This window comes from Streptomyces sp. 2A115 (assembly GCF_052245575.1).
GTDB lineage: Bacteria > Actinomycetota > Actinomycetes > Streptomycetales > Streptomycetaceae > Streptomyces.
Genome location: NZ_JBQQCG010000022.1, coordinates 102,088 through 127,642, shown reverse-complemented (window position 1 = coordinate 127,642; position 25,555 = coordinate 102,088). Strand labels below are relative to the sequence as shown.

Here is a 25,555-nt window from a genome sequence, read left to right as displayed (position 1 = left end):
GATTGCGCCGATTGCGGTGCCGCGATGCGCATCCCCACCAGCGCGCCTCCGGGCGTCGGCAAAGGGTCGCGGCGCACCTTCCCCCCTCCGAAGCGCAACGGCCAGCGCAAAGGACCCGCAACCGGAGGGTGACCCTCGGGCAACAGCGGCGCGCTTGACTCCGCGGCATGAAGGCTCAAGGCACCAGGTACGGGCGCTGGCACGGCGCTCGCCGCAAGAGGCCGCGCGACCATCGCGCCATCGCGTCCGAGCGGGCCACTCGCCGCATCGGGCTGCTGATCGATGCCGCCCGGCAGGCCGGCCCCAGCGAGCTCGACCACGAGTGGCTGGCCGACCGAACAGGGGTCCCCCTCGGCTACCTCGTCTGGCGGTATCCCACCACCGCCGACCTGTCCGCACTCCGATCGCTTTCCACCTGACCCGCGCTCCGGTCCGGAGGCACGCCAACCGGCCGGCACCCCGCGGGCACCGGAGCGGTGGCCGGAGCGGTGAGGGCAGTCGCCCCGCCGAGGGATGTCCCGCGGTGGGGAGGCAGGCGCTGCCGAGCACGGCGTGATGGTGCCGGTACGCGGCGACCGGCAGGCCCCTGTCCTCCAGAGCCAGGCTCCACGGACGGCCCTTTACGCCGTGATCACACCAGCCACGACGAGATGCCACTCCTCCGTCAACGGTCAGACCTCGCCCATGAGGTCGAGGTCTCCACAAGTCGTCTTCGGAACGATCTCCGGTACGGGCCACGTGCCTGGTGACGGGACACGCCGGCAGCGCAATGGGGGCGCAACTGCGTGACTCCGTGCGCGGAAACATCGGAAAGTCAGGTTGGGGTCATGTTTCATTTGGGCTGGTTCATGGGCAGCGGCTTCAGCGTTCAGACCTGGGCGATGGACCCGTGGGCGGGTAATACCGGACACGACTGGATGAAGGGCGACCTGTTCGTCGACCTGGCAGCGGCGCTGGAGCGGGCTCGCTTCGACTACCTGCTGGTCGAGGACACGAGCATGGTCGAGGACGCCTACGGCCGCTCGATGGAGACGACGCTCAAGTACGGCCTGCTGGCCCCGAAGAGCGATCCCGTCCCGCTGATCCCGTTGCTGGCACAGCGGACCAAGCACATCGGCATCGCGGTGACCTTGTCGACGAGCTTCTACCACCCGTTCATGGCGGCCCGGACGATGACCACCCTCGACCACCTCACCGAGGGGCGGGTCGGGTTGAACGTGGTCACCGGGAGCTCGTCGCGCGCGGCGCAGCAATACGGGTACGACACGCTGATGAAGCACAGCGAGCGGTACGAGATGGCCAAGGAGTGGATGGAGGCCGTCGGGGCGTTGTGGGACTCGTGGGAGGAGGGTGCCGTCCTCGTCGACCAGGAGACGCCGCGCTACGCCGACCACACGAAGGTGCACCCGGTCGATTTCGAGGGGAAGTACTTCAGAACCCGCGGGCCGCTCAACACCATTCCCGGGCCGCAGCGCCGTCCGGTCATCGTGCAGGCCGGGGCCTCGCCCGCGGGCCGTGACCTGGCCGCCAAGTACGCCGAGTCGATGCTCGCGCACGGCACCGGCATCGAGCAGATGAAGGCGTTCCGGCAGGACATGCACAGTCGCATGAAGGAGTACGGTCGCGACCCGAGCACGCTGAAGATCCTCTTCCTCATCGACCCGGTACTCGGTGACACCGATCGCGTCGCGCAGGCGCGCGTGGAGGACATGCGGGCCGCCCGCTGGAGCGACCAGGCGATCGAGCGGAAGCTGTGGGGGCTGAGCTACACCTCCGGCGGAGAATTCGATTTCTCCACGTTCGATCTCGACAAGGAGGTCCCCGACGTCTGGGGCAACGGCGAGACGAGCACCCTGCGTACGTTCATCGAAGGCGCCCGCGGCAAGACGCTGCGCGAGGCCATCGCCACCGTCGACACCCACGCCGGCCTCGCGTTCGTCGGCTCGCCCGACACCGTGGCGTCGAAGATGGGAGAGGCGATGGAGGAGATCGGCGGCGACGGATTCCTGTTGTCGCCGACCGTCACGCGGCGCAACATCGCCGAGATCGCGGACGGCCTGGCACCCGCCCTGCGCAAGCGCGGCCTCATCAGGGACGGCTACAACCACAGCACGTTCCGCGAGAACCTCCTCGAGTTCTGACGGCGCAATAGGAGAGGTACTGATGCGACGCGACTGCGTCACCTGACGCGGTTCTACTGCTCGGAAATGTGGAGGCACGCCAGCGCATGCCGTGCTTTTCAGTCGACAGTGGAAGCAGAGCAGGAGTCATTGGTGGACAGAACGGCAGACCAACAGCGGAGATCGCCGGACTTTCCGGCTGGATTGGACCGCCGCGGATTCTTGAAGGCCGGCGGTCTCGCCATCGGCGGTGTCAGCCTCGCGTCGCTGATCGCCGCGTGCGGCTCCGACGGCAGCGGCGGCGGGGCGGGTGGTTCGAAGCTCACCCTGCGGATTCCGTTCCTGGCCGATATGCAGGTTCCCGACCCGGACATCATGTACGAGGGCGAAGGCGTCCAGGTCATGGAATCCGCCTACGAGGGACTTGTCCGCTACAAGCCAGGCAGCTCGGAGTTCCGCCCGGGGCTGGCGAAGTCATGGACGCTCTCGCCGGACCAGTTGACGTACACGTTCAAGCTTCAGCCGAACTTGAAGTTCCACGACGGTACCCCCGCGGACGCGGAGTCGTGGCGGAAGACCTTCGAGCGGCGCGCCAAGATCGCCCAGGGCCCCGCCTACATGGTCGCGGAAGTGGCCAGGACCGCGGCGCCCGACCCCACCACGTTCGTCGTGACACTCAAGTCGCCGAACAACGCGTTCCTGCACTACATGGCCTGCCCATGGCAACCGCTGGCGACCAGTCCCGCCGCCGTGACGAAGCATGCCGTCGGCGGCGATCTCGCGCAGGGGTGGCTGAAGACGCATGACGCGGGCACCGGGCCGTACATCTTCAAGGAGTTCGTGCCGGGCAGCCACTACACGCTTGAGGCATTCCCGGACTACTGGGGCGAGAAGCCCGCGTTCAAGACCATCCAGATAAAAATCACGCCGAGTATCGCGACGCAGAAGCTACAGCTCGACGCGGGCGCGTTCGACATGGTGACCAAGGGCTTCGCGATCCAGGACGTGCTGCAGTACCAGAAGAAATCGCAATTCAGGGTCGTCAATTCCTACGGCGGCGTGGGCGAGGCGATCTGGCTGAACCCGACGGCCGGGGTCTTCGCCGACAAGGCGCTGCGCAGGGCCATGCTCACCGCCCTGGACCGCACATCGATCGTCGACACGGCGTGGGGCGGCCTCACCGCGGTCCAGAAGGGACTGTTTCCGGAGCGCACGCTCTCCTCGACGCTGGCGCCGTTCCCGGCTCAGGTGGACACCGCCGCGCTCAAGGCGCTGGTGCGGGGCCTGGAGGGGAAGAAGATCGATCTGGCCTGGGGCGCCGACGGCGGCGCGCCGCGGCAGCAGATGGCCGAGCTGGTCCAGACCCAGTTGGCTGCGCTGGGCCTGGACGTCACGGTCCGCGAGATGCCGGCGTCACAAATGTTCGACCTGCCCAACCAGCCGCCCGACAAGCGCCCGGACATCCTGGTCACCTTCCTCGGCGGGGACGCGCTGCACCTCGACACCACACTGCGGATCCTGTTGCGCACCGGTGCCAAGCCACTGAACTTCTTCCAGTACTCGAATCCGACGCTCGACAAGCTGATGGACAAGGCGATCAAGCAACCGACGACCGCGGCGACGGAAGCGGTTTACGCGACCTGCAGCAAGATCATCCTCGACGACGCCATCTGGATCCCGCTGTGTATCACGCCGAACTCCACGATCGCGCACAGCTACATGAGCGGAATCGAGAACAACTCCTACTACCCGGCGATCTTCTGGCCGCAGGCCTTGAAGAGGGCCTGATCAAGCCATGGTCAGGCTTGGGGCACTGCCTGATCAGGAGCTCTGGCGCCGGGTCCCCGGCTGAAGGGGACCAGGCACGCATTGTCGAAGGCGGTCGACGGTGTCAGAGTCGCGTCGCTGATCGCCGCGGGCTGCGGCTGCGGGGACCGGGGCGTCGCGCGGTTGGACGCTCACCCTGCGGGCGCCTGGGCGGGGAGCGGACCCTGATGATGCATGGGCTCGTGGAGCCGACCTTCGCCCGTCAGGCATCGGGCTGTTCGCGCAGCGATCGACGTCGGGGACTTCAGCGGGATCGCCGGTGGTGACACTCGGTGATGGACTTTTTCCATGTGGTCACGGACATCGCCGTCGACGCCGTGCAATCGGTCGCCGACCCGCGCGTCGCCGTCTGAGTCAAAGCCACCCCGAACACCGGCGCAATCGGCCGGGCATCGGGCGGACTCTCCCAGGTGACGGCAGTGTCCTTGGGTGAGCCGTGTGGACATGGCTATGCGTGGAGACCGGCGTGGATCCATCCCGAAGGTGTTGATCAGCTCGTGGATGTGGCATCTGACGCGCTGGGACGGACTTTTCCTCGGGACGTACCTGGTGACTCACCTGGGTGGGCGTCCGATCGACAACCAGCTCGCCGGGTTCGCCATGTTCTCGCCCATGCTGCTGGGTGCCTACGTCGCCTCCAGGACGCGACGCGACCTGGATCCGCGCCGGCTGGTGCTCTTCACCGAACTCGCGTTGCTGCCGATCTCGGCGGTGATGATCGCGGTCGTGAGCACCGGTGCCGTCCAGACCTGGATGGTGTACCTGTTCGAGTTCGCGTACGGGTTCGGCGGCCTGGTGAACATGACCGCGCAGCGCGAGCTGCTGTTCCGCATCGCCGGGCCTGAGCACTCGCATCGTGCACTCAGCGCCGAGATGGCGGGCCTGGCGAGCGCGACGATGCTCGGCCCGCTGATCGGCGGCGTCACCATCGGAGTGTTCGGCCTCGGCGCCGCGTTCGCTGTTCCCACCGTGCTGCTCGCCTGCTCCACCGCGCTGCTGTGGCACGCGACCCGCGGGATGCCGGCCGACGTGCCCGCGACCGCCGGGCCGGACACCATGTCCACGGCCGCGCCGGGCCCGACGGGTTGGCAGTTGCTGCGGCGCTCGCCGGCGCTCAGGGTGGTCCTCTTGGTGACGGTGATCTGCAACCTCTCCTACTTCGCGTTCATGCCCCTCGTCCCGGTCATCGCGAACGGCCTGGGCGCCGGGGCGGCGATGGCCGGGGTGATCGGCTCCGCCGCCGGCACGGTGCAACTGGTGACGGCGGCGGCGCTGGTCATCTGGCCGGCCCGGCGGCCCGGCGCTTCCTACGCGTTCGCGGTAGCGCTCTGCCTGTGCTGCCTGGGCGTGTTGTCCTACGCCCCGGCAGTGGCGGTGGCTCTGCTGGCACTCGGCGTGGCAGGAATCGGTCAGGCCTACTTCGGCACGATGCAGGCGACCCTGTCGGTGGACGCCGTCGCCCCCCACGAACGCACTGCCGCGCTCGGCCTGCTGAGCACCACGATCGGCCTCGCGCTGCCGTCCGGCATGGTGATCCTCGGCGTTACGGCCGGCCTGCTCGGTACCCGGCTGGCGATGCTCGTGTCGGCCGTGGTGGGGCTGGTCGCGCTGACGGCAACGCTGCTGGGCAGCCCACAGCTGATGCGGTCACCCACGACGGCAAGGCCGACGGCGGTAAGCCCGCGAACGGTATGTCCGGATGCTTGACGGGTTGCTCCCGCAGCTCGGTATCGCTGATGGCGACGATCCGGTCCTTCGACCACTCATAGCCCTTGCCGTCTCACATGCTGTGCGGCAACTCCATCGGTACGGCCAGTGGACCGACGTCGACGAGTGGTACACCCTGACCGGCCCGCCGCCGGCACCGCACCCTTCGCGCGTTGATCGACTGGAACTACGAGCCGTGCACGCCCCGCCGAGCGGCTGCTGTGGAACCAGCTGTCGGTGTTCGCCGGTGGCCTCGGCCTGGACGCGGCCTTCTCGATCGCCTCAACGGCCTCAGCGGCGCGCGCTGAGAAGCAGGTTGGCCGGCCCCGAGTCAGCACGCCACCGTCCCCGTGCTGGTTCCGTGCTCACTTCGGCAGCCGAAGCCGTGGAAAACCGCAGGTCCTGTCCCCGATCGAATGAGTTGTCATACCACTCGATGGTGGTGCCGATGAGGCTCGCGGCGACGATCCGTCGGAGGTTCGAGGGCGGTGGGGGAGCGGTTGCTGCGGAGGCCATGAACACCACTTCCAGGCGGGCGGGGACGCTTACTCGTCGGCACAACCTAGGAAGGCGCACGTCCATGGCACATGTGGTGGGACATCTCCGCATCGCGGCCGGACGCCATCCGCAGGGCCCCGGCCCGTGACAGCTGGTCGACGCACTCGTCGCGCACAGCGAGGAGCTCAGCCGCCAGAGTCTCCGCGTCCGTACCGCGCGGCCGGGCTCGCCCGAAGAGTAAGCACTGCGCGTGATGGCGAAGGCCTCAGGGCTGAGACCGGCTGAGGCCCCGGAGTGTGACGCAGGCATGGCTCACTTGTGCGGCCTCCTGTCCGGCGAGGCCCCATCACGAGATATCTTGATGTCGAGCAATGTTGCAGACGTGGAGCGGAGCACCCGGTGACTGACTCGACCATCATCTATACGCACACTGACGAGGCCCCGGCCCTGGCGACGCATTCCTTCTTGCCGGTGGTCCAGGCGTACGCGTCGCAGGCCGGTGTCACTGTGGAGACCCGTGACATCTCACTGGCGGGGCGGATCATCGCCCTCTTCCCCGAGTTCCTGGAGGAGGGCCGGCGCATCCCCGACGCCCTCGCCGAGCTCGGTGACCTGGCCAAGACGCCCGAGGCCAACATCATCAAGCTGCCGAACATCTCGGCTTCGATCCCGCAGCTGAAGGCCGCGATCGTCGAGCTGCAGGGGCAGGGCTACGCGCTTCCGGACTACCCGGACGACCCGAAGACCGACGGGGAGCGGGACATCCGTGCCCGTTACGACAAGGTCAAGGGCAGCGCCGTGAACCCGGTGCTGCGCGAGGGCAACTCCGACCGCCGCGCCCCCGCCTCGGTCAAGAACTACGCCAAGAACCACCCGCACCGCATGGGCGCCTGGACGTCCGAGTCGAAGACGAACGTCGCCACCATGGGCGTCGACGACTTCCGTTCCACCGAGAAGTCCGCGGTGATCTCCGAAGCCGGCTCCCTGCGCATCGAGCTGGCGGGCGACGACGGCACCACCACCGTCCTGCATGAGTCCGTACCCGTCCTCGCGGGCGAGGTCGTGGACGCGGCCGTCATGCACGTCGCGCCGCTGCGCGAGTTCCTCACGGCGCAGATCGCCCGCGCCAAGGCCGAGGGCGTGCTGTTCTCCGTGCACCTCAAGGCCACGATGATGAAGGTCTCCGACCCGATCATCTTCGGTCACGTGGTGCGCGCCTTCTTCCCGAAGACGTTCGCGAAGTACGGCCAGACACTCGCCGCCGCCGGCCTGTCCCCGAACGACGGTCTGGGCGGCATCTACAAGGGCTTGGAGTCCCTGCCCGAGGGCGCCGAGATCAAGGCGTCCTTCGATGCCGAGCTCGCCGAGGGCCCGGAGCTGGCGATGGTCGACTCCGACAAGGGCATCAGCAACCTGCACGTCCCGAGCGACGTCATCGTCGACGCCTCCATGCCGGCGATGATCCGCACCTCCGGCCACATGTGGGGCCCGGACGGCCAGGAGGCCGACACGCTGGCCGTTCTGCCGGACAGCAGCTACTCCGGTGTCTACCAGGTCGTGCTCGACGACTGCCGCGCGAACGGCGCCTTCGACCCGTCCACGATGGGCTCCGTGCCGAACGTCGGTCTGATGGCGCAGAAGGCCGAGGAGTACGGCAGCCACGACAAGACCTTCGAGGTCCCGACCACGGGCACCGTGCGGCTCGTCGACCAGAACGGCGATGTCGTCCTGGAGCAGACCGTCTCCGCCGGCGACATCTTCCGCGCCTGCCAGGCGAAGGACGCCCCGATCCGCGACTGGGTCAAGCTCGCCGTCACCCGCGCCCGCGCGACCGGCGACCCGGCGGTGTTCTGGCTGGACGAGACCCGCGCCCACGACGCTGTGCTCATCGAGAAGGTCAAGCAGTACCTGACGGAGCACGACACCGAGGGCCTGGACATCCGCGTCCTGTCCCCGATCGAGGCGACCAAGCTCACCGTGGAGCGCATCCGCCGCGGTGAGAACACGATCTCCGTCACCGGCAACGTGCTGCGTGACTACCTCACCGACCTGTTCCCGATCCTGGAGCTGGGCACCAGCGCCAAGATGCTGTCCGTCGTGCCGCTGATGGCCGGCGGCGGCCTGTTCGAGACGGGTGCGGGCGGCTCCGCCCCGAAGCATGTGCAGCAGCTGGTCAAGGAGAACTACCTGCGCTGGGACAGCCTGGGCGAGTTCTTCGCCCTCGGGGCCAGCTTCGAGCACCTCGCGCAGACCACGGACAACGCGCGCGCCCAGGTCCTCGCCGACACCCTCGACCGCGCGACCGCCACGTTCCTGGAGAACGACAAGTCGCCGAGCCGTCGAGTCGGCGGTATCGACAACCGCGGCAGCCACTTCTACCTGTCCTTCTACTGGGCGCAGGAGCTGGCCAAGCAGACCGACGACGCGGACCTCGCAAAGGCGTTCGGCCCGCTCGCCGAGACGCTTGCCGCGCAGGAGCAGACGATCGTCGACGAGCTGCTCGCCGTCCAGGGCTCCCCGGCCGACATCGGGGGCTACTACCAGCCCGACCCGGCCAAGGCCTCGGCCGTCATGCGGCCCTCGGCGACGTTCAACCAGGCGATCGCGACGCTCGCCTGACGTCAACCGTGCCTGATTCCACCCCGGCTGACACACCGTCAGCCGGGGTGGTCCCGCTACCGGACCCGAGGAGGAGCCGTTCAGGGACGGTCGGTTTGCGGAGCAGGAGCAGCGCCGCGTCGTCGTGCAGCCGGCCGCCCACATGCGCCAGCAGTTCGTCATGGAGGGCGGTGAGAGTGCGTGCCGGCTGGTCGGACACGTGGCGCGCCAGTCCTTCGGCGAGCGGGTAGAACTCACGGCCGTGGTCGCGGGCCTCGGTGACCCCGTCGGTGTAGAGCAACAGTTGATCACCGTCGGCGAAGGGCAGCACTTGGAGGGAGGGGGTCTCGCCCGTGAGGGCGCGCAGTCCGAGGGGCGGGGCCGGACAGGTGGGCTCCACTGCCACAACGTTTCCGGATTCGCGTACCAGCAGCGGAGGCGCGTGTCCGCAGTTGACCACCTCCAGATGCCCTGCGCGCGGGTATCCGGCGACCACGGCGGTGACGAAGTCGTCGCAACCGAGGTTGCGCGCCAGGCTCCGCTCGATCCGGCCGACGACGGCGAGAAGATCGGGCTCGTCGTAGGCGGCCTCACGGAAGACGCCGAGCACAAGTGCGGCGGTCCCCACGGCCGGCAGCCCCTTGCCCCGCACATCGCCGACGATCAGCCTGACCCCGTACGGGGTGGGCACCAGCGCGTAGAGATCCCCGCCGATACGGGCCTCCGCCGCCGCGGCGCTGTAACGGACGGCCACCTGGAACGGGCCGACCGTCGCCGGTACGGGCTTGAGAAGCGCGTGCTGGGCGGCCTCCGCGACCGAGCGGACGGCCGCGAGCACCCGCTCACGACGCCCGCGCAGCGCGCTGGCCAGCCCACTCGCCAGAGTGACGGCCGCCAGGGCGGACAGTACGACGGCCAGCTCGCGAGCCGGAACGCCGTCCCGGGCTCCGAGCACCACGCCCAGCACCGCCGCGAGGAGACCGACGCAGAGGACTCCACGCGGCCCGCTGGTGCTCGCGGCCAGTGCGGGCCCGGCGGCGAGCAGCGGCAGCCAGATCATTCCTGCTCCGCCGACGAGGTCGACGAGCACGATGACGGAGACGATCAGCACGGGCAGTACCGGCGTACCGGCGGCCAACTGTGCGGCGAAGCGGTTGCGGGGCGATGCCCCGGTACCGGCCACTCGGTTCCTGAACGGCCGTATCGGCCAGTGGTCGTCACCACGGTCTCGGGCCTGACTCATGTTCGTCCGAAGTCCTCACCTGTGCGTGGGTGCATTCCTGGAATGTCTGTTTCATCCAGGAAAGAGGTTCGATTCGGTCGCCACAAGGAGAGGGTTTTCAGATAGTGAGCGAAAGGCTCCTGGTCACGCGACTCGCGGTCGGGATCAGCCGCTCTCGGATCTCGTTGAGTCGGGACAGCCGGTCCGCCCGCAGTGACACGCCGAGCGAGCCGAGTGTGTCCCCGCTGTAGACGGGCACGGCGACGCAGACAGTACCGAGGGCGTACTCCTCCAGATCAGTGACGGCCGGGGCCACGGGTGAGGAGTCGAGTCTCCGGAGCAGTTCCGGAGGGCTGGTGATCGTCCGAGGCGTCAGGTCGGCGAGGGCGTGCCGGGAGAGGTAGTCCTTGCGGGACTCGTCGTCCAGTTCTCGCAGCACGGACTTGCCCAGCGCGGTGGCGTGCCCGGCGTCCTCGAAGCCCACCCAGAGGTCGACTCGGGGCGCCCGGGGGCCGTCGACGATCTCGGCGACCCTGATCTCGCCGTCCTCGTAGAAGGTGAGGTAGGCGGCGGTCGCGAGCTCGTCGCGCAGAGCGGCCAGCGTGGGACGGACACGGCTGAGCAGCGCCTGCCCGCGGCTCGTGGTGTGCAGCGTCTGGAGCTTGTCGCCCAGGACGAACCCGCCGTCGTCCAGCTTCCGTACGTATCCGTCGTGGACCAGCGTCCGCAGCAGGTGATAGGCGGTGGCCAGGGGCAGCTCCGTCTCACGTGCCAGCTGCTTCGCCGGGGCGCCGTTCTCGTGCGCGCTCACCGCCTCCAGCAGACGGAAGGCCCGCTGCACGGAAGCGATGAGCGTGGGGCCGTCGTGACCACCCATGTGACCAGCGTGCGCCGGGCGCACGGCGCAGGCAAGGCGCGCGGCCCTCGGCTCGTCCGAGCACCGGAGCCCGCGCGCGGCCCCGCACACCGGCCCGTACCAGAACGGGGACGGCTCCCCGCCGAAAACGGCGGGGAGCCTGAAGGCCGGAGGGCAGTCTGCGGCGGCTACCGAGGCGTGATCGCGTCCACGGCGCTCTTGGCGCGCATCCGTTCCCGGACCAACGAGACCGCGATCACCAGCGCGGCCACGAGCACGGAGAGCAGCACTTGGCTCCGCCCGCCGCCCTCCTTGTCGTCGGTCAGCATGTAGACCAGCACGAACGAGATCATCGCGATCGTCGCCCACGTGAGATACGGGAACAGCCACATCCGGACGACGAGCTTCTCCGGGTTCTCGCGCAGGATGATTCCCCGCATCCGCAGTTGCGAGAAGCAGATGACCAGCCATACGAAGAGTGCGACCGCGCCCGAGGAGTTCAGCAGGAACTGGAACACCGTGTCCGGCCACAGGTAGTTGAAGCCGACGGCCAGGAAGCCGAAGGCCACGGAGGCCAGGATCGCGGCCTGCGGAACCCCTCGCGCGTTCGTCCGTGCGAAGGACCGCGGGGCGTCGTCGCGCTGCCCGAGGGAGAAGGCCATCCGGGAGGCGGTGTAGAGGCCGGAGTTGAGACAGGACAGCACAGCGGTCAGCACGATGAAGTTCATGATCTCGCCGGCATGCGGGATACCGATCGAGTCCAGGGCCGCGACGTACGAGCCCTTCTTCTCGATCGAGGGGTCGTTCCACGGCAGCAGGGAGACCACGACGAGGATCGAACCGACGTAGAAGACGCCGACCCGCCAGATCACGCTCCTGGTGGCCTTGGCGACCGCCTGCCGCGCGTTCGGGGCCTCACCGGCGGCAAGGGTGACGATCTCGCTGCCCATGAAGGAGAAGACGACCAGCAGGATGCCGGTGAGGATCGTGCCGGGCCCGTTCGGCAGGAAGCCGCCGTGTTCGGTGAGGTTGCTGAAGCCGGTCGCGGCGTGGTCGGAGCCGGGCAGCACACCGAAGATCGCGAGGCCGCCGAGGAGGATGAAGCCCGAGATGGCGACGACCTTGATGCCGGCGAACCAGAATTCGAACTCGCCGAAGGAGCCGACCGAGATCAGGTTCGTGGCGGTGAGGACCACCATCACGATCAGTGCCCAGGCCCACTGCGGTACGGCCGGCACCCACCCTTCCAGGATGACGGCACCCGCGGTCGCCTCCACGGCGAGCACCACGACCCAGAAGAACCAGTACAGCCAGCCGATCGAGAACCCGGCCCAGCGGCCCAGCGCCCGGTCCGCGTAGGCGGAGAAGGAGCCGGAGGTCGGGTTGGCCGCGGCCATCTCGCCGAGCATCCGCATCACGAAGACGACCAGGGCGCCGACCAGCGCGTACGACAGCAGGATGGCGGGCCCGGCGGCGGCGATTCCGGAGGCGGAGCCCACGAAGAGACCGGCGCCGATCACGCCACCGATGGCGATCATGGACAGATGGCGGTTCTTGAGACCGGCCCGCAGACCTTCCTGCTCCGGCGACGGACCAGCGGTGGGTGGAGCGGTGGCAGGGGCCGGGGAATCAGGGGGACGTGTAGTCATGTCGACATCCATTGAGTGGTTGGGAGGGCGGGCCGTGCGGGGGGTGGCTGCCGGGATCGCCGGGGCTCCGCATCGCGGGGCACCGGTTCACTGATCACCGGATCCCCGGATCGCCTCGGTGGACGGGGACAAGCAGGCCGGGTACGCAGGGGAGCGGCCATGGCCCTGAAGATTTCCGAAAGCGTTCACGGCGCGAGGCGCGGTATCCGGATGACATGCAGGTGATGGGGTCGTCACCGCACGTCCGCGCCGCGCTCCGGCTCCTTGTGAGAGGCGGTCCGCGTCACTGTCGGAAATGGATTTGCGCAAGCGTAGGGGGCGGCGTGAGGTGAGGTGTTTGTGCGGGCCGACAAACTCCTCGTTGACGGTTGTACGACCGGCCAATGCGGAAGCGGGGTCAGGTGGTGGGCGGCAGCCGCAGCTGAAGCATGGCAAGCAGACGCTGGTCGGGCCGGCTCAGCTCGAGACCCGTCAGCTCCTCGGCCCGGCGGAGGCGGTAGCGCAGCGTGTTCGGGTGCACGTGCAGCTGGGCGGCGGCAGCCCGTACGTCACCGAAACAATTCAGGTAGGTCAGAAGGGACTCGGCCAGCCCGCCGTGGTGCCGGCTGTCATGCGAGACGAGGGCGGTCAGCCGTGGGTCCCGTATCTCGGGATGCGCGGAAAGCAGCGTCAGTACTTCGCTGACCAGTACTTCCGCCTGGATGTCCGGCAGCGCGGCGACCGCGGTGGACACGTCGGCTCCCACCATCGCGTCGAGGATGCGGTCGGCCTCCCGGCGTGACTCGGGGACGTCCCCGAGCCCGGACACCACGCAACCGACCGAGCCACGCAGGGGCAGGCCCAGGTGGCGCCGGGCGGCGTCGGTGATCTCCTGGCCCCAGCCGCGCAGTGTGTCCACGTCGATGCTGCGTGGCAGCTGGGGCAGCAGGACGTAGATACGGGGATCGACCTGGGTGACCAGTGCGCTGCGGTGCCGGGCGGCGATGTGCACGGAGACGAGGTTGGTGACCTCGGTGTGGGTCAGCTCTGGCGCGGCGGTGAGCTGGGTCGGCTCCGGGGCGCCGACGACCTCCGCGGTCCCGTACGAGAAGCCCAGGACAGCGGCCGGGCGGGTCGCGTCGAATCCCAGGTGGGTGGCCAGCGGCTGCGGCCCGGTGCTCCCCTCCAGAAGGCCGACCAGCAGGGTCCGGGTGAGCGTCAGGTCCTCCGAGAGCTCCCGTCGGCGGCGCACCAGGTGGAGCGCGGCGACCCGGGCGGCACCCAGCAGCGCCTGGCCCGAGCGTTCGGACAGCGGCGTCGAGCCTTCCTGCACCCAGATGGTGCCCAGCTGCCGGTCCCCGGACCGGATGGCCACCGCGAGCCGGCGGCGGATGCCCAGCTCGGGGTGGCTGTCGATACTGATCACCTCGTCGCTGGAGTGCAGGTGCTGGAACACACCCCACTCGCGCAGCTTGGCCAGATACGCCTCCGGTCCCTGCCAGCCGAGGATGGAGCGCCGCCGCAGGTCGTCGATCTCGTCGGAGTCGGTGGAGCGGGAGTACGCCAGTACCCGGTTGGCGGCGTCCTCGATGCTGACGATGCCGCTGGTGAGGATGGCGGTGGTCTGGGCGAGCGAGAACAGGTCGCCCTCCTCGGTCCCTTTCCCGGGGTGGCCCGGCGGCGCGTCGTCGAGGGCGGCGCGCGCCAGCGCGTTCACCTGTTCCCAGCGTGCTTCGCTGCGCAGCGAGAGCAGGGCGACCCCGGCCTCGGCGGCGGTCTCGCTGAGCGCAGTGGCCTGGCCGGGACCGTCGAGTTTGACCACGACCGCGGCGGCCCCGTCGCGCCCGGCGGCCCGCAGCGCGGGATGAGCGGCTCTGCCACGGGCACCGATGGCGAGGACCAGCTCGCCCGGCTGGGCGGTCGGCGGGTCCTCGGGGTCGAGCAGGGCCACGCCGCGGATGTCGACGTCCAGTCCGGCGGGAGCGGCCTGCACCTCCACCAGCGAATCCCCCAGGGCCATCAGCAACTGGCGCAGGCTGACGCCCGCTGCGGGCGGAGGTACCGCGGCCGGATCCATGATCATTGCCTCTGCTGGGAGCCACGCCGGAGCCCTGATGCTATCCGCCCGGGCGACGCGGACCGCGACGGTATCGAGGATGGCACGGCCGGCGCAGTCGGCAGGAGCGGGCCCGCCGGCTCGGGCCCGCCGGCTCGGGCCGACCTGCGACGACGGGAGCAGAGGCTCCGTCCCCGGCCATGGGGGGGCGGAGCCTCTGAACGCCGGAAGGGCAATCGGCTGCGGGGGGATTCAATCCGTCAGGGTTGTACGGGCTTGCCGCGCCCCCAGCCCCAGGCGAGCCGGTCGGCGCCGGACTGGTTGGTGGTGGTCAGCCAGGGCCTGGCGGGGTCGCCGATCAGGGTCTGCATGGAGTACGTGTCGCCGGTGCGCAGGCCGGGCCAGTAGACGGACCCCATCTTGAGCTCGCGGAAGGTGTCGGTGACAGCCTGCATGAAGTTGATGAAGTTGTTGTCGGGAGTCGGCTTGTTGTAGTTGAAGCCAGTGGTCATGTGGGCGCCGAACTCGTCCGCGACGGTCCGGTTCGCGCAGTCACCGATGCGCTCCTTGAGGTCGGCCACCCACTGGTCGTAGGTGGCGTACTCCTTCCAGAACCCGTAGTGGTGCAGCGACAGGTAGGTGCCCTTCAGTCGCGGGTCGGCGCAGACGGAGGTGACGTGGTCGTTGTAGCCGGCGCCGCTGACGAACACCTGGTTGCGGGGGACCGACGGGTATGTGGCCAGCCACTTCGCGGCGATGTCGGCCCATTCGGTGTCCGTGTAGCCGTGGGGCTCGTTCATCGGCTCGAAGTAGACCCGCTTGTCGGCCTTGTATGCCTTGACCACGGTGTTCCACATGGGCCAGTAGGTGGCGGGGTCGTCGATGAAGCCGTCCTTGCGCGGGCCCGTCCCCTCCCAGTAGGAGAGGATGACCTTGAAGCCCTTGTCCGACGCCGCGTCGATGACTCCGCGGTACGACTTCCAGTAGGAGCCGTTGGCGGTGTAGGGGTTGATGGGCAGCCGGACGGTGTTGGCACCGAGGTTCGCGCGGAATGCCGAGATCACCCGACTCGCCTTGGTGTAGCTCTGGGTGTAGCTGTCGGAGGTCGACAGACCGGACAGCACGACGGGGTCGTCGGCGAAGTTGTCGCGGGGGTCGGCCCAGTTCACGCCCTTGAACTGGGTTGTGTCTCTGGCGAGTTGGGTCGTGTCTCCGCTCGACGCGGCGTGGGCCGGGCTGCCGGCGACGGCTGTGCCGCTGGTCGCGGCGATCGCGATCGCCACGAGGGCGGTGCGCAGCCGGGAGGTGAAGCGGCTGCTGGCGGTGGTTTTGCGCATCAGCTTGCCCTTTCAGAAGATGGCGACTCAGCGCATGGCGGAGCCTGCGCGTGGCTGAGCGGCCGTCGGGAATGTGCCGGGCCGGGCCGGACGGACCGGGCGGGACGGTGACGTCGGCTCGCCGTCGGCGGGCCCGGTGATGACCGGTGATGTACCTGCGTGGACCTGGAAGAGAGGGCGAGACCAGCCAGCGACGAACTCGCCCTCGACCGGGCGAGCACCCGGTTGCCCTTCCGGCCCGCGCAGTACGGGAACTCCTCGTCCCGGTGGCCGGCGGATCGGCTGCGGGTAGTGACTGGGGAGGTGCCGCCTTCGGTACGTGTCCGCGCGACACCGACGTAGAGTTCCCGTACTCAAGCAAGGTGTGGGGCGAGGTTCTTGTCGGTACCGGGCCCCGGGACGGTCGGCGAGTTTCTGCCGCGAAACGCCCGGTCGATCCGTGATCCGCGTCTCTGGAGCGACGGCTTCCGGGCGCCGTGAACCCTCGCCCGTGGTGCAGACACCATCGTTCCGCTCCTCCCCGCTCCACCAACGGCAACTTGGTGTTTGCGTAAACATGTCGTCGCGCGAAGGGGTGACCTGATCTCACGACTGAGGCTGGCCCGTGGCGATGTTTACGTAAACATGGTCGGCGCCGGAATCGTGGCATCCGGCACAGCGATCGTCAAGGTTTCCCACGCGTAACATCCGTTGCCTCGTGTGGCAGTTGCTCGGATTCGGACCGAGGGAGGCCGAGGCGCTCGCCGGCGAGGCGGGAGCGCCTCCGGGCCGCACCGGTCAGGACGTACAATACCGGGAGGGGTATATACCAAGGGAGCGCTCCGTATGGAACTGCAGTTGGCGGCCGATGAGTTGAAGTCCGTGATCAACCGGCTCAAGCGGGCCCAGGGGCAGATCGCCGGCGTGATCAACATGATCGAGCAGGGGCGCTCCTGCGATGAAGTGGTGACCCAACTGGCAGCGGCGTCAAGGGCCTTGGACCGGGCCGGGTTCGCGATCATCGCGACCGGGCTCGAGCGCTGCATGAGCGACGAGAACGGTGAACCGGAACTGGATCGCGACCAGATGCGGGCCCGCCTGGAGAAGCTCTTCCTCTCCCTCGCCTGACACCCGACCGCGCACCGCATCCCAGCTCTCCTCCAGACACCTCCAGACTGACTTCAGATCGCCTTCAGACCGGCGGGCCATCGGCCCGTCGGTTTTCTTCGTCTTGGAAAAATACCCCCAGGGGTATTATCGTCACTCTCGAGCATTACCCCCAGGGGTATCCAGAGCGAGGAGTGCACCGTGGCCACCACGACATCCGCCCAGGCGCCGAAGCGCGCGCCGGACGCGCCACCGCCGGGCCGGACCGGACCGCTGGGCCGACTCGGCGCCTGGACCGCCGGACACTTCAGGCAGGTACTGATCGGCTGGCTGCTCGTGGTGGGCGTGCTCGGCGCCTTCGCTCCGCAGGTCACCACGGTGCTGTCGGGGGCCGGCTGGCAGAGCAACGGCTCGGAGTCGGTGCGGGTGCGCGAGCTGGCTCAGGAGCACTTCGGCGGGAACGCCTCGTCGGCCATCCAGGTGGTCGTCAGCTCGAAGGGGAACGCGGTCACCGACCCGTCCGTGCGAAAGGTGATCGCCGAGGTCACCCGGGAGCTGACCGCCGACGACCGGATCGCCGAGGTCGTGCCACCGCAGCCGGGCATCAGTGTCAGCCGGGACGGCCGGACCGCCGTCGTCCTCGGCGGGGCCGACGCCAACACCGACGACATGGTGCGCGCCGCCGAGGACCTCAAGGAACCCCTGCGGGACCTGTCCACCGACGACGTCACCGTGCGTGCCACTGGCGCCTCGGTCATGTGGAGCGACTTCAACACCGCCAACCTGGAAGCGATGATCAAGGCCGAGATCCTGTCCTGGCCGGTCATCCTGGTCGTCCTGGTCTTCGCGTTCGGGTCCCTGGTCGCGGCGGGCCTGCCGCTGATCCTCACCATGGCGGGCCTCGCCGCCTCGATCGGCTCGCTCGTACTGCTCAGCCACCTCACGCCCATCTCCATCTGGGCGATGGACTTCGCCCTGATGTTCGCGCTCGCGCTGGGCATCGACTACGCGCTCTTCCTGGTCATCCGCTTCCGGTCCACCCTCGCGGCGACCGGCGACCGGCGCCGGGCGGTGGTCGAAACCATGGACACGGCCGGCAAGGCGGTACTCCTGTCGGGGCTGACCGTCCTCGTCAGCCTGTCCGCCGTGATGCTGGTGCCCGCACCCGCCGTCCGCACCATGGCGATCGGCATCATGCTCTCCGTCGTCTTCGTCCTGGCCGCGACACTCACGCTGCTCCCGGCTGTCCTCGGCAAACTCGGGCCGCGCGTCAACAAGTTCGCCCTGCCCCGGACTCGTACCGACCGCACCGTCTCACCCCGCTTCGGGGCCTGGGGCGAGCGGCTGTGGCGGCAGCCCCTGCGCTTCGGCGCGCTCGCCCTCGTCGCGCTGATCGCGCTGGCCGTGCCCGTCCTCGGGCTGAAGACCGCGATGCCGTCCATCAAGGTCGTACCGGAGGGGGACAGCGCACGGCAGGGATACGAGCTTGTGCAGGCGTCCCTTGGGCAGGGCGCTCCCGGCATGCTCCAGATCGTCGTGCCGTCCGCCGAGGCGGGCACCACCGCCGAGACGCTGAAGTCCGCCGACGGCATCGCCGCGGTCACCCCGGCCCAGCCCGCCGTCGACGACTCCGGCTTGACGATGATCCAGGCCATGCCGTCCGTCGATCCGTCCGACGCGCAACTTGCCGGGGCTGTCGACGAGTTGCGCGCCGAGCTTCCGTCCGACGCCCTGGTCGGCGGCGCGGCCGTGGAGAACCTCGATCTCCAGCAGGCCCTCGACGACAAGGCGCCATTGGTCATCGGAGTCATCCTGGCCCTCGGCTTCGTCCTCCTCCTCGTCGCCCTCCAAGCGCCCCTGATCTCCGCCCTCGCGGTCCTGACGAACCTCCTCGCCACCGCCGCCGCCTTCGGAGTGGCCAAGCTGATCTTCCAGGACGGACACCTCTCCGGCCTGCTCGGCTTCGAACCGCAGGGCTTCCTCGACGGCTGGGGTCCCGTCTTCTTCTTCGCCATGATCTTCGCGATCGCGATGGACTACACCGTCTTCCTGCTCTCCTCGGCCAAGGAGCACTACGAGCGCACCGGCGATCCCAAACAGGCGTTGATCGGCGCGCTCTCCCACTCCGGGCGCGTGATCTTCGCCGCCGCCGCGGTGATGGTCGCCGTGTTCTTCACCTTCGCGCTCGCCGAGCCGCTTCCGCCCAAGGAGATGGGCATCGTGCTCGGCGTGGCCGTACTGCTCGACGCGTTCCTGATCCGGCTCGTCCTGCTGCCGGTCCTGCTCCGGCTCACCGGGCGTGCCGCGTGGTGGGCGCCGGGGTGGCTGCGCCGGGTGCTGCCCGAGGTGCGGTTCTCCCACGACTGAGTGGTGCGGTCCTCCCGCGAGCGGGTGGGCGCGCACGGCGAAGGGGCCCGGAAACTCCGGGCCCCTTCTTCGCGTTCGTACACGCCTCTCGCGTCAGGTCAGCGACGCGAGAGCGGCCTCGAGCTTGACGGTGGCTTCGTCCGCGACGGCCTTGATCCGCTCCAGGCCCGTCAGCTCGACCATCGCTTGCGGGTCCATCGCCTGGACGACCGTCCGCGTGCCCTCGGCCCGGACGACGACATTGCACGGCAGGAGCAGACCGATCGACCGGTCCGCTTCCAGCGCGCGGTGCGCGAGCGGCGGATTGCAGGCTCCGAGGATCAGATAGTCCTCCACCTCTTCGCCGAGCTTGGCCCGCAACGTCGCCTGCACATCGATCTCGGTGAGTATCCCGAAGCCCTGCTCGGCCAGCGACGCGCGCACCCGCTCCACGGTCTCGCCGAACGGCGCGTCCACCTCGGTTCGCAGTCGGTCGTATGTCATGTCCGTCATCTCCTAGCCGCGCTCTCTATACCCGCGCGGGGGTATCTGATCCTTTGCTCGATTATACCCCCCAGGGTATTTTCGGGCTCGTGTGCCGTCAGAGGCGCCCCGCCCCCGTATAGAGGTCCAGCTCCCCTTCGAGCTCGACGGCCAGCACCGTCGCCTGCTCGTCCAAGTCGGCCGCCGCGGGCGCGTCGATCCAGGTCACGCCAGGGACCGTGTCCAAGCCGCCCGTGACGTGGTGACCCAGTTCGGTGCCCGTCCCCAGGACCGTGGCCCGGCGGACGGGGTTGCGCAGGCCGCGGATCGAGACGGAGTCGCGCGGGGTGTCGAAGCACATCAGGTAGAGCGTGCGCCGGTCGGCGGACAGGGTGCTGGGGCCGTAGTGGTGCCCGGCGGGCAGCCCGGCGACCGTGCCGTACACGGCGTCGGAATGCCGCGCGATCCACGCCCCGAGGCCCTCCAGGCGTTCGATCTGCTCCTCGGGGATCGTGCCGTCCTCCCGGGGGCCGGCGCCGAGCAGCAGATTGCCGCCCATGCCGATCGTCTCGGTGAAGTACCGCACCAGCTGGCGCACCGACTTGAAGTCGCGGTCCTGCGGCCGGTAGCTCCACGAGTCGTTGATCGTGAGGCAGAGCTCCCACGGGCCGTCCGGGGCCTGGAGCGGGGTCCCCTGTTCCGGCGTGGCGTAGTCGCCGTAGCTGAGCATGCGGCCGTTGAGGATGGTGTCCGGGTTGCCCGCCAGGATCAGCTCGGACAGTTCGCGCATCCGCCACTGTTCCTCGGTGCGCTCCCACTCGCCGTCGAACCAGAGGATGTCGGGGCGGAAGCGCTCGACGAGCTCGCCGACCTGGCCGTCCCGGTACGCGAGGTAGCGCGCCCAGGCCTGCGGGTCCTCCTTGCCGGGCTCGGCGCTCGAGTAACCGTTGGGTGCCACGAGGTGCGGCCCGGGGTGCCGCTCGCTCGCGTAGTCCGGGTGGTTCCAGTCGGAGTGCGAGTAGTAGAGGCCGACCTTGAGGTCCCGCGCGCGCAGCGCGTCGACGAACCCGGTCACGAGGTCGCGGCCGGCCGGCGTGTCCCGGACCACGTCGAGATTGCGGTGGCCGGTGTCCCAGAGGGCGACGCCGTCGTGGTGCCGGGCGGTGAGCACCGCGTACTGCGCGCCGACGCGGGCGAACAGCTCGGCCCAGGCGTCCGGGTCGTAGCGCGACGCGGTGAAGCCGTCGAGCTGTTTCATGTACTGCTCGTGCGTCATCTCGCCCGTGTAGAAGGACCAGGACTCGGCGGCTCCGCCCACGGCGTAGATGCCGTAGTGAATGAAGACGCCCAGCTTGGCGTCGGGAAACCAGGGTTGCATCGGCATGCGTCAACGCTATGCGCGCGCCTCGGCCGACGCGTGGGCGCCGGTCACCCACTACTGGTCCGTTTTCACCATGCGCTTCTCGCGGGACACGCCTCGGTCCCAGGCCCCGTCACGGGGCCTGGGACCGAGGCGGTCGCTGTCGCCGCCGCTGTAGCTGTAGCTGTCGTCAGATGCGGTCCGCGGCGATCAGCAGATAGTGGAAGCTGCCCTCCTTGTACGCCGTCAGGAACGGCTCCTCGATGCCGGTCGCGACCGAGGACTTGGCCCGCAGCTCCCAGTACGGGATGGTCTGCGCGGTCAGGTCCACCACGTTGATCGGGATCAGACCGTTGGCGGACATGGCCTTGAAGTACTCACTCCTGGGATGGATGTTGCACGTGTAGTGCTCGTCGATACGGCTCACGGCCTTGGACCGAAGACCGGTGACGTCGTTGGAGCAGCCGGTGACACACACGTACCGGCCGCCGTACTCGAGCAGCCGGGCGAACTCCCCGTACAGCTCGAAGAGATCGACGTACATCGTCGTCTCGTTGGTCCAGATGCCGCGCCGCGAACCGGTGGCGAAGCCCGTGTCCAGCATGTTCCTGAAGTGGAAGCGGACCCGGTCGGTCACGCCCCGCTCCTCGGCCTGCCGGTTGGCGAAGGCCACCTGCTCCTCGGAGATGGAGACGCCGTCGACCGAGCAGCCGAAGCGATGGTTGGCCATGAAACTGGTGCCGCCACGGCCGGAACCGGCGTCCAGGAGGTGGTCGCCGCGGCCGATCGCGCCGAGGTGGTCAAGGAGCACGTCGGCCTGGGCGGTCTCCAGGCGGTGCAGCTCCTCGATGATCCGCTGGTCTCGGGTCGCCGCGGGGCCCTCCAGAACCGCCGGGTCGTAGTCGCCGAGGCCGTAGTGGTGGTGGTAGAGGCCGTCGACCTCGCCGAGACGGATGTTGACCGGATCCTTCTCCGCGTTCCAGTAGTCGGCCACGGACTTCTGGTAATTCGTACGCAGGACTTCGGTCGCGGAATCGGTGGCGGACGTGGTCATGGTCGTACTCCTTGCTCAGTTCGAGTTGTAGCGGGCACTGCTCGCGTGCCATTCACGGCTGCCGCCCACCCAGTTCCACACCCCGGCCAGGAAGCGGCCCAACTGCGGTGATCCGGCGGCTGCGAGGGCGGCGGCCTCGGCTTCGTAGGTGTGCATCAGCTCGTCGTGGATGAGGACGGTGCGCTCGACGGCTTCCTCCAGCGAGCAGTTCTCCTCGGCGGCGATCACCCTGGGCAGGCTGAGGTCCGTGGGGTCTTCCTTGCCCATCGAGTACAGGTCGTTGACGACGACGCTCGCCGTACCCGCCATGGTGAGCGCGCGGCGCACCCTCGGGTCGGCGAACTCGGCGGCCGGCAGCTCGTAGCCACCGACCACGTCCGTCAGCACGATGCACGGCACGAAGCTGTTCTCGTGCCGGTGCATCAGGAACTCCCAGACCGGCGGGGTCATTTCGGCCGTGTGCCAGACCGCCTCCTGGTTGTACGCGACGAACATGATCGCCAGCTCGTGGCGGAGCCGGCGCACCTGCGTCGTCGTGGCGTACTTGGCCAGGTTGTCCAGGCCTGAGCGGAGGGCGACCGCGACGGGGTCTTTCCGTACGACCTCCTCCAGCTCCGGCGCGTAGCGCAGCGGGAGATGGGCTTGATCGATCACCGAATGAGCGATCGCCAGGCGCTGGCCCAGCAGGTCATGCCGGGCTTCCTCCACCTCGCCGTCGACGTAGTGGTCGTCGACGGACCACTCGGACAGCGCGCATTTCGCCGCGGCGAGCAGCACGTCGGGGTCGTCCGAGTCGGGGTGCGCGAGCATGATCAGCCGTCCGAAGTCGCAGGACCGGACCCGATCGAGCTGGCCGGGGTAGATCCCGCACTCCTCGGCCCACTCCACCAGCCGCTCGTTGACCTCCGTGCCGAGAGCGGGGTCGTCCCGGACGGCGGGCGGGCAGTAGATCACCGGCCCGTTCGCCGCGGCGGGATTCGGGGCGGGTGTCGAGGCGGGTTTCTGCGGTTCGGACGGCTCTTGGAGGGCACGGCTCGCCGAGGTGCCGAGGCCGGTCGGGCCCGAGAGGAGCCCGGGGAGCCGGGGTGCCGGGCTCCCCGGGCTGACGGTGGCCGCCGTTGGTGGTGTCGGTGACGCCGGTAGTGTGAGTGCCGACGGTGGCGTGGGTGCCGACGGTCGTGTCGGCGTCGGGATTCGTACGGCCGAAGTCCCCATGCCCGTGGGCCTGTCGGGGAGCCGGGGCGCCCCGGGAGCCGGGCGCCCCGCATCCGGCTTGACGCGTGCGAGCAGGTCCCGCTTTCCCGGGCGCCTCGGGTCCTGGAGCAGCCCGACGACCATGCCCGCCACGTCATGGGCGGCCGCGGGCGCGAGGGCCCGCGAGATCAGCGACACTGCCGTCAGCCCCCGTTCGTGCGGGTGACCTCGACGTTCTCCAGGATGCCCAGCGCGTCCGGCACCAGCACGGCCGCCGAGTAGTACGTGCTGACCAGGTAGGAGATGATCGCTTTCTCGTCGATCCCCATGAACCGTGCGTTCAGGCCCGGCTCGATCTCGTCAGGGATCCCCGTCTGGTACAGGCCGATCACACCCTGGTCACTCTCGCCCGTACGCATCGCGATGATCGACGAGGCACCCGCCTTGCTGACCGGGATCTTGCCGCACGGCAGCAGCGGAACGCCCCGCCAGGCCGGCAGGTGATGGCCGTTCAGCTCCACACCGCTGAAGTAGATGCCGCGCTTGTTGCACTCCCTGCCGAAGGCGGCGATGGCCTTGGGGTGGGCGAACATGCAGCGGGTGCCGCGCCGCATGCTCAGCAGCTCGTCCAGATCGTCCGGGGTGGGCGGCCCGGAGAAGGTGGAGATCCGCTGGTCGTAGTCGGCGTTGTGCAGCATGCCGAAGTCCCGGTTGTTGACCAGCTCGTACTCCTGCCGCTCCCGGAGGGCCTCGATGGTCAGGCGCAGCTGCTGCTGCGTCTGGTTCATCGGCTCGTTGTAGAGGTCGGCGACCCGGCTGTGCACCCGCAGCACGGTCTGCGCCACGCTCAGCTCGTACTCGCGCGGTGACAGCTCGTAGTCCGCGAAGGCGCCCGGCAGCGCGGCCTCGCCCTCGTGTCCCGAGCTCATCGCGATGTCGGCCTCACCGGACTTGTTGCGCGGCTTGTGCCCGTTGGAACTGAGCGACTGCACATGCGTACGCAGCGCGTCGTGCTGGTCCGCCACCGCCTTGTACGCGGAGTGCGGCAGCGCGAGCACCGTGGTGGCCGTCGCCGCGCGGGCCGTGAACTCCCACTTGCCACTGGCCCCGGCCAACACCTGGCCGCCGAAGGTGTCGCCGTCGGCCAGCAGCCCCAGGACCACCTCGTCGCCGTACTTGCCCTCGCCGATCTTCTCGACCTTGCCGTGGGCGATCAGATAGACGTGGTCGGCCTTGCGACCCGTCTGCACGATCAGCTGGCCCGGCTCGAACTCCTTCTGCACGAACTTCTCGGCCAGCGCACCCAGCGCGTCACCGTCCGCGAAGCCTTGGAGCAGCGGCAGTTCGCCCAGCTCGGCCGGGACGACCTTGACCTTCGCGCCGGTCTTCACGAACGAGACGCGCCCGTCGCCGACCGCGTACGAGAGCCGTCGGTTGACCCGGTAGGTGGCACCCGGGACGTTCACCCACGGCAGCATGCGGGTCAGCCAGCGTGAACTGATGCCCTGCATCTGCGGTTCGGACTTGGTGGTCGTCGCAAGGTTCCGCGCGGCGGCGGTGCCGAGGCTCTGCTGCTCCCGCTCCTGCTCAGCGGCGCTCGCGGCCGGGGCCGTACTCGTCTGGACCGACATCGTCTCCTCTTTCTGTCGCATGCCCTGTCGCACGCCTCTTGCTTGCCTTCTCGCATGCCTTGTCGCATGGCTGGCGGCGTGACGCATCCGGATGTCGTCACGCTGCGTAGAAAGGTCTAGCGCATTTCGATCACTGTGAGTTACTCGTAGCGACGGCGCTCGGTGGCATACAAGGGGACGGAGCGCTTCTCCCGCGCTCCCGAATCACCCTCAGGTCGACCTGCTTGGCGGTTTCGGGTGCGTACTGGAGCTGCCGGTCACGCGATCGAGCGGGCCGGGGCCCTGCTGCCCGCGCTGCTCGAACGTCAACCGGAGACCGAGAGGTTGACGTGCTGCACGAAAGGCACGCATGACGATTTTTCGAACATGGCCGAATCGCTCGCCCGGCGCGTCGGCTGCGGGCGGCTCGGGCCGCCCTCGCGCGGCGTACCGCTGATTCCGTGAGCGTTCCGTGATGTGGGGGGCAGGCATGGTGCGGCCCCCGGCGGGTACGCGAGCAACCGCGCCTGGGGCAGAACGCGTCCCGGGTGGCCTGTTTTCGCCACTACGTCG

At 69.0% G+C, this 25,555-nt stretch carries 17 protein-coding genes; 7 read left to right on the top strand and 10 right to left on the bottom strand.

What is annotated here, in order from left to right:
* Window positions 1–167 precede the first annotated feature (167 nt).
* The 5 genes from ACTWQR_RS20975 (at window position 168) to ACTWQR_RS20955 (ending at window position 8,771) form a co-directional block, all read left to right on the top strand.
* Window positions 168–419 carry a hypothetical protein gene (locus ACTWQR_RS20975; protein ID WP_443228652.1) on the top strand — a complete coding sequence of 84 codons (252 nt, stop codon included), beginning with the start codon at window positions 168–170 and terminating at the stop codon, window positions 417–419.
* 408 nt (window positions 420–827) lie between these two features.
* Entirely contained in the window at window positions 828–2,141 is a 1,314-nt protein-coding gene (locus tag ACTWQR_RS20970; protein ID WP_443228651.1) for an NtaA/DmoA family FMN-dependent monooxygenase, read from the top strand.
* A gap of 132 nt (window positions 2,142–2,273) precedes the next feature.
* Complete coding sequence (locus tag ACTWQR_RS20965) at window positions 2,274–3,908, top strand: ABC transporter substrate-binding protein (RefSeq protein ID WP_443228650.1); 1,635 nt, start codon at window positions 2,274–2,276, stop codon at window positions 3,906–3,908.
* A 483-nt stretch (window positions 3,909–4,391) separates the two neighbouring features.
* Complete coding sequence (locus tag ACTWQR_RS20960) at window positions 4,392–5,654, top strand: MFS transporter (protein WP_443228649.1); 1,263 nt, start codon at window positions 4,392–4,394, stop codon at window positions 5,652–5,654.
* 897 nt (window positions 5,655–6,551) lie between these two features.
* Window positions 6,552–8,771 (top strand): NADP-dependent isocitrate dehydrogenase, encoded by a 2,220-nt coding sequence (locus ACTWQR_RS20955; protein ID WP_443228648.1) that lies wholly within the window; start codon window positions 6,552–6,554, stop codon window positions 8,769–8,771.
* On the opposite strand, the gene ACTWQR_RS20950 is transcribed toward ACTWQR_RS20955, so the two are convergent.
* The 5 genes from ACTWQR_RS20950 to ACTWQR_RS20930 all read right to left on the bottom strand — a co-directional run bounded on the left by ACTWQR_RS20950 (window position 8,743) and on the right by ACTWQR_RS20930 (window position 15,849).
* A complete protein-coding gene (locus ACTWQR_RS20950) occupies window positions 8,743–9,993 on the bottom strand; it encodes a PP2C family protein-serine/threonine phosphatase (RefSeq protein WP_443228647.1) in 1,251 nt (416 codons plus the stop codon). The genes ACTWQR_RS20955 and ACTWQR_RS20950 overlap by 29 nt on opposite strands.
* Before the next feature lie 97 nt (window positions 9,994–10,090).
* Window positions 10,091–10,849, bottom strand: a complete 759-nt coding sequence (locus tag ACTWQR_RS20945) for an IclR family transcriptional regulator (protein ID WP_443228646.1) — start codon at window positions 10,847–10,849, stop codon at window positions 10,091–10,093.
* A gap of 167 nt (window positions 10,850–11,016) precedes the next feature.
* Window positions 11,017–12,477, bottom strand: coding sequence for an amino acid permease (locus ACTWQR_RS20940; protein ID WP_443228645.1), 1,461 nt, complete (start codon window positions 12,475–12,477; stop codon window positions 11,017–11,019).
* A gap of 397 nt (window positions 12,478–12,874) precedes the next feature.
* Window positions 12,875–14,533, bottom strand: a complete 1,659-nt coding sequence (locus ACTWQR_RS20935) for a PucR family transcriptional regulator (protein WP_443228644.1) — start codon at window positions 14,531–14,533, stop codon at window positions 12,875–12,877.
* Between the two features lie 239 nt (window positions 14,534–14,772).
* Window positions 14,773–15,849, bottom strand: coding sequence for a glycoside hydrolase family 5 protein (locus ACTWQR_RS20930; protein WP_443228643.1), 1,077 nt, complete (start codon window positions 15,847–15,849; stop codon window positions 14,773–14,775).
* Window positions 15,850–16,674: 825 nt separating this feature from the next.
* Between ACTWQR_RS20930 and ACTWQR_RS20925 the strand changes: the two genes are divergently transcribed.
* Together ACTWQR_RS20925 and ACTWQR_RS20920 are read left to right on the top strand one after the other, a co-directional pair.
* A complete protein-coding gene (locus ACTWQR_RS20925) occupies window positions 16,675–16,956 on the top strand; it encodes a metal-sensitive transcriptional regulator (protein ID WP_443228642.1) in 282 nt (93 codons plus the stop codon).
* 180 nt (window positions 16,957–17,136) lie between these two features.
* On the top strand, window positions 17,137–19,302 hold the full coding sequence (locus ACTWQR_RS20920) for an MMPL family transporter (RefSeq protein WP_443228641.1): 2,166 nt from the start codon (window positions 17,137–17,139) through the stop codon (window positions 19,300–19,302).
* A gap of 93 nt (window positions 19,303–19,395) precedes the next feature.
* Here ACTWQR_RS20920 and ACTWQR_RS20915 read toward each other — a convergent pair whose 3' ends face one another.
* The 5 genes from ACTWQR_RS20915 to ACTWQR_RS20895 all read right to left on the bottom strand — a co-directional run bounded on the left by ACTWQR_RS20915 (window position 19,396) and on the right by ACTWQR_RS20895 (window position 25,003).
* Entirely contained in the window at window positions 19,396–19,785 is a 390-nt protein-coding gene (locus ACTWQR_RS20915) for a DUF302 domain-containing protein (RefSeq protein WP_443228640.1), read from the bottom strand.
* A 97-nt stretch (window positions 19,786–19,882) separates the two neighbouring features.
* Window positions 19,883–21,148 carry an alpha-L-fucosidase gene (locus ACTWQR_RS20910; protein ID WP_443228639.1) on the bottom strand — a complete coding sequence of 422 codons (1,266 nt, stop codon included), beginning with the start codon at window positions 21,146–21,148 and terminating at the stop codon, window positions 19,883–19,885.
* A 166-nt stretch (window positions 21,149–21,314) separates the two neighbouring features.
* A complete protein-coding gene (locus tag ACTWQR_RS20905) occupies window positions 21,315–22,178 on the bottom strand; it encodes a geranyl diphosphate 2-C-methyltransferase (protein ID WP_443228638.1) in 864 nt (287 codons plus the stop codon).
* Between the two features lie 15 nt (window positions 22,179–22,193).
* A complete protein-coding gene (locus tag ACTWQR_RS20900; RefSeq protein ID WP_443228637.1) occupies window positions 22,194–23,570 on the bottom strand; it encodes a family 2 encapsulin nanocompartment cargo protein terpene cyclase in 1,377 nt (458 codons plus the stop codon).
* Between the two features lie 5 nt (window positions 23,571–23,575).
* The gene (locus tag ACTWQR_RS20895; RefSeq protein ID WP_443228636.1) at window positions 23,576–25,003 is read right to left on the bottom strand and encodes a family 2B encapsulin nanocompartment shell protein; all 1,428 of its coding nucleotides are present in this window, start codon (window positions 25,001–25,003) and stop codon (window positions 23,576–23,578) included.
* Between the last annotated feature and the right edge of the window lie 552 nt (window positions 25,004–25,555).

Coding starts and splice junctions, on each gene's coding strand:
- ACTWQR_RS20975 (WP_443228652.1), top strand. CDS start 168: ATGAAGGCTCAAGGCACCAGGTACGGGCGCTGGCACGGCGCTCGCCGC.
- ACTWQR_RS20970 (WP_443228651.1), top strand. CDS start 828: ATGTTTCATTTGGGCTGGTTCATGGGCAGCGGCTTCAGCGTTCAGACC.
- ACTWQR_RS20960 (WP_443228649.1), top strand. CDS start 4,392: ATGGCTATGCGTGGAGACCGGCGTGGATCCATCCCGAAGGTGTTGATC.
- ACTWQR_RS20950 (WP_443228647.1), bottom strand. CDS start 9,993: ATGAGTCAGGCCCGAGACCGTGGTGACGACCACTGGCCGATACGGCCG.
- ACTWQR_RS20945 (WP_443228646.1), bottom strand. CDS start 10,849: ATGGGTGGTCACGACGGCCCCACGCTCATCGCTTCCGTGCAGCGGGCC.
- ACTWQR_RS20940 (WP_443228645.1), bottom strand. CDS start 12,477: ATGACTACACGTCCCCCTGATTCCCCGGCCCCTGCCACCGCTCCACCC.
- ACTWQR_RS20935 (WP_443228644.1), bottom strand. CDS start 14,533: ATGGATCCGGCCGCGGTACCTCCGCCCGCAGCGGGCGTCAGCCTGCGC.
- ACTWQR_RS20930 (WP_443228643.1), bottom strand. CDS start 15,849: ATGCGCAAAACCACCGCCAGCAGCCGCTTCACCTCCCGGCTGCGCACC.
- ACTWQR_RS20925 (WP_443228642.1), top strand. CDS start 16,675: ATGGAACTGCAGTTGGCGGCCGATGAGTTGAAGTCCGTGATCAACCGG.
- ACTWQR_RS20915 (WP_443228640.1), bottom strand. CDS start 19,785: ATGACATACGACCGACTGCGAACCGAGGTGGACGCGCCGTTCGGCGAG.
- ACTWQR_RS20910 (WP_443228639.1), bottom strand. CDS start 21,148: ATGCCGATGCAACCCTGGTTTCCCGACGCCAAGCTGGGCGTCTTCATT.
- ACTWQR_RS20905 (WP_443228638.1), bottom strand. CDS start 22,178: ATGACCACGTCCGCCACCGATTCCGCGACCGAAGTCCTGCGTACGAAT.
- ACTWQR_RS20895 (WP_443228636.1), bottom strand. CDS start 25,003: ATGTCGGTCCAGACGAGTACGGCCCCGGCCGCGAGCGCCGCTGAGCAG.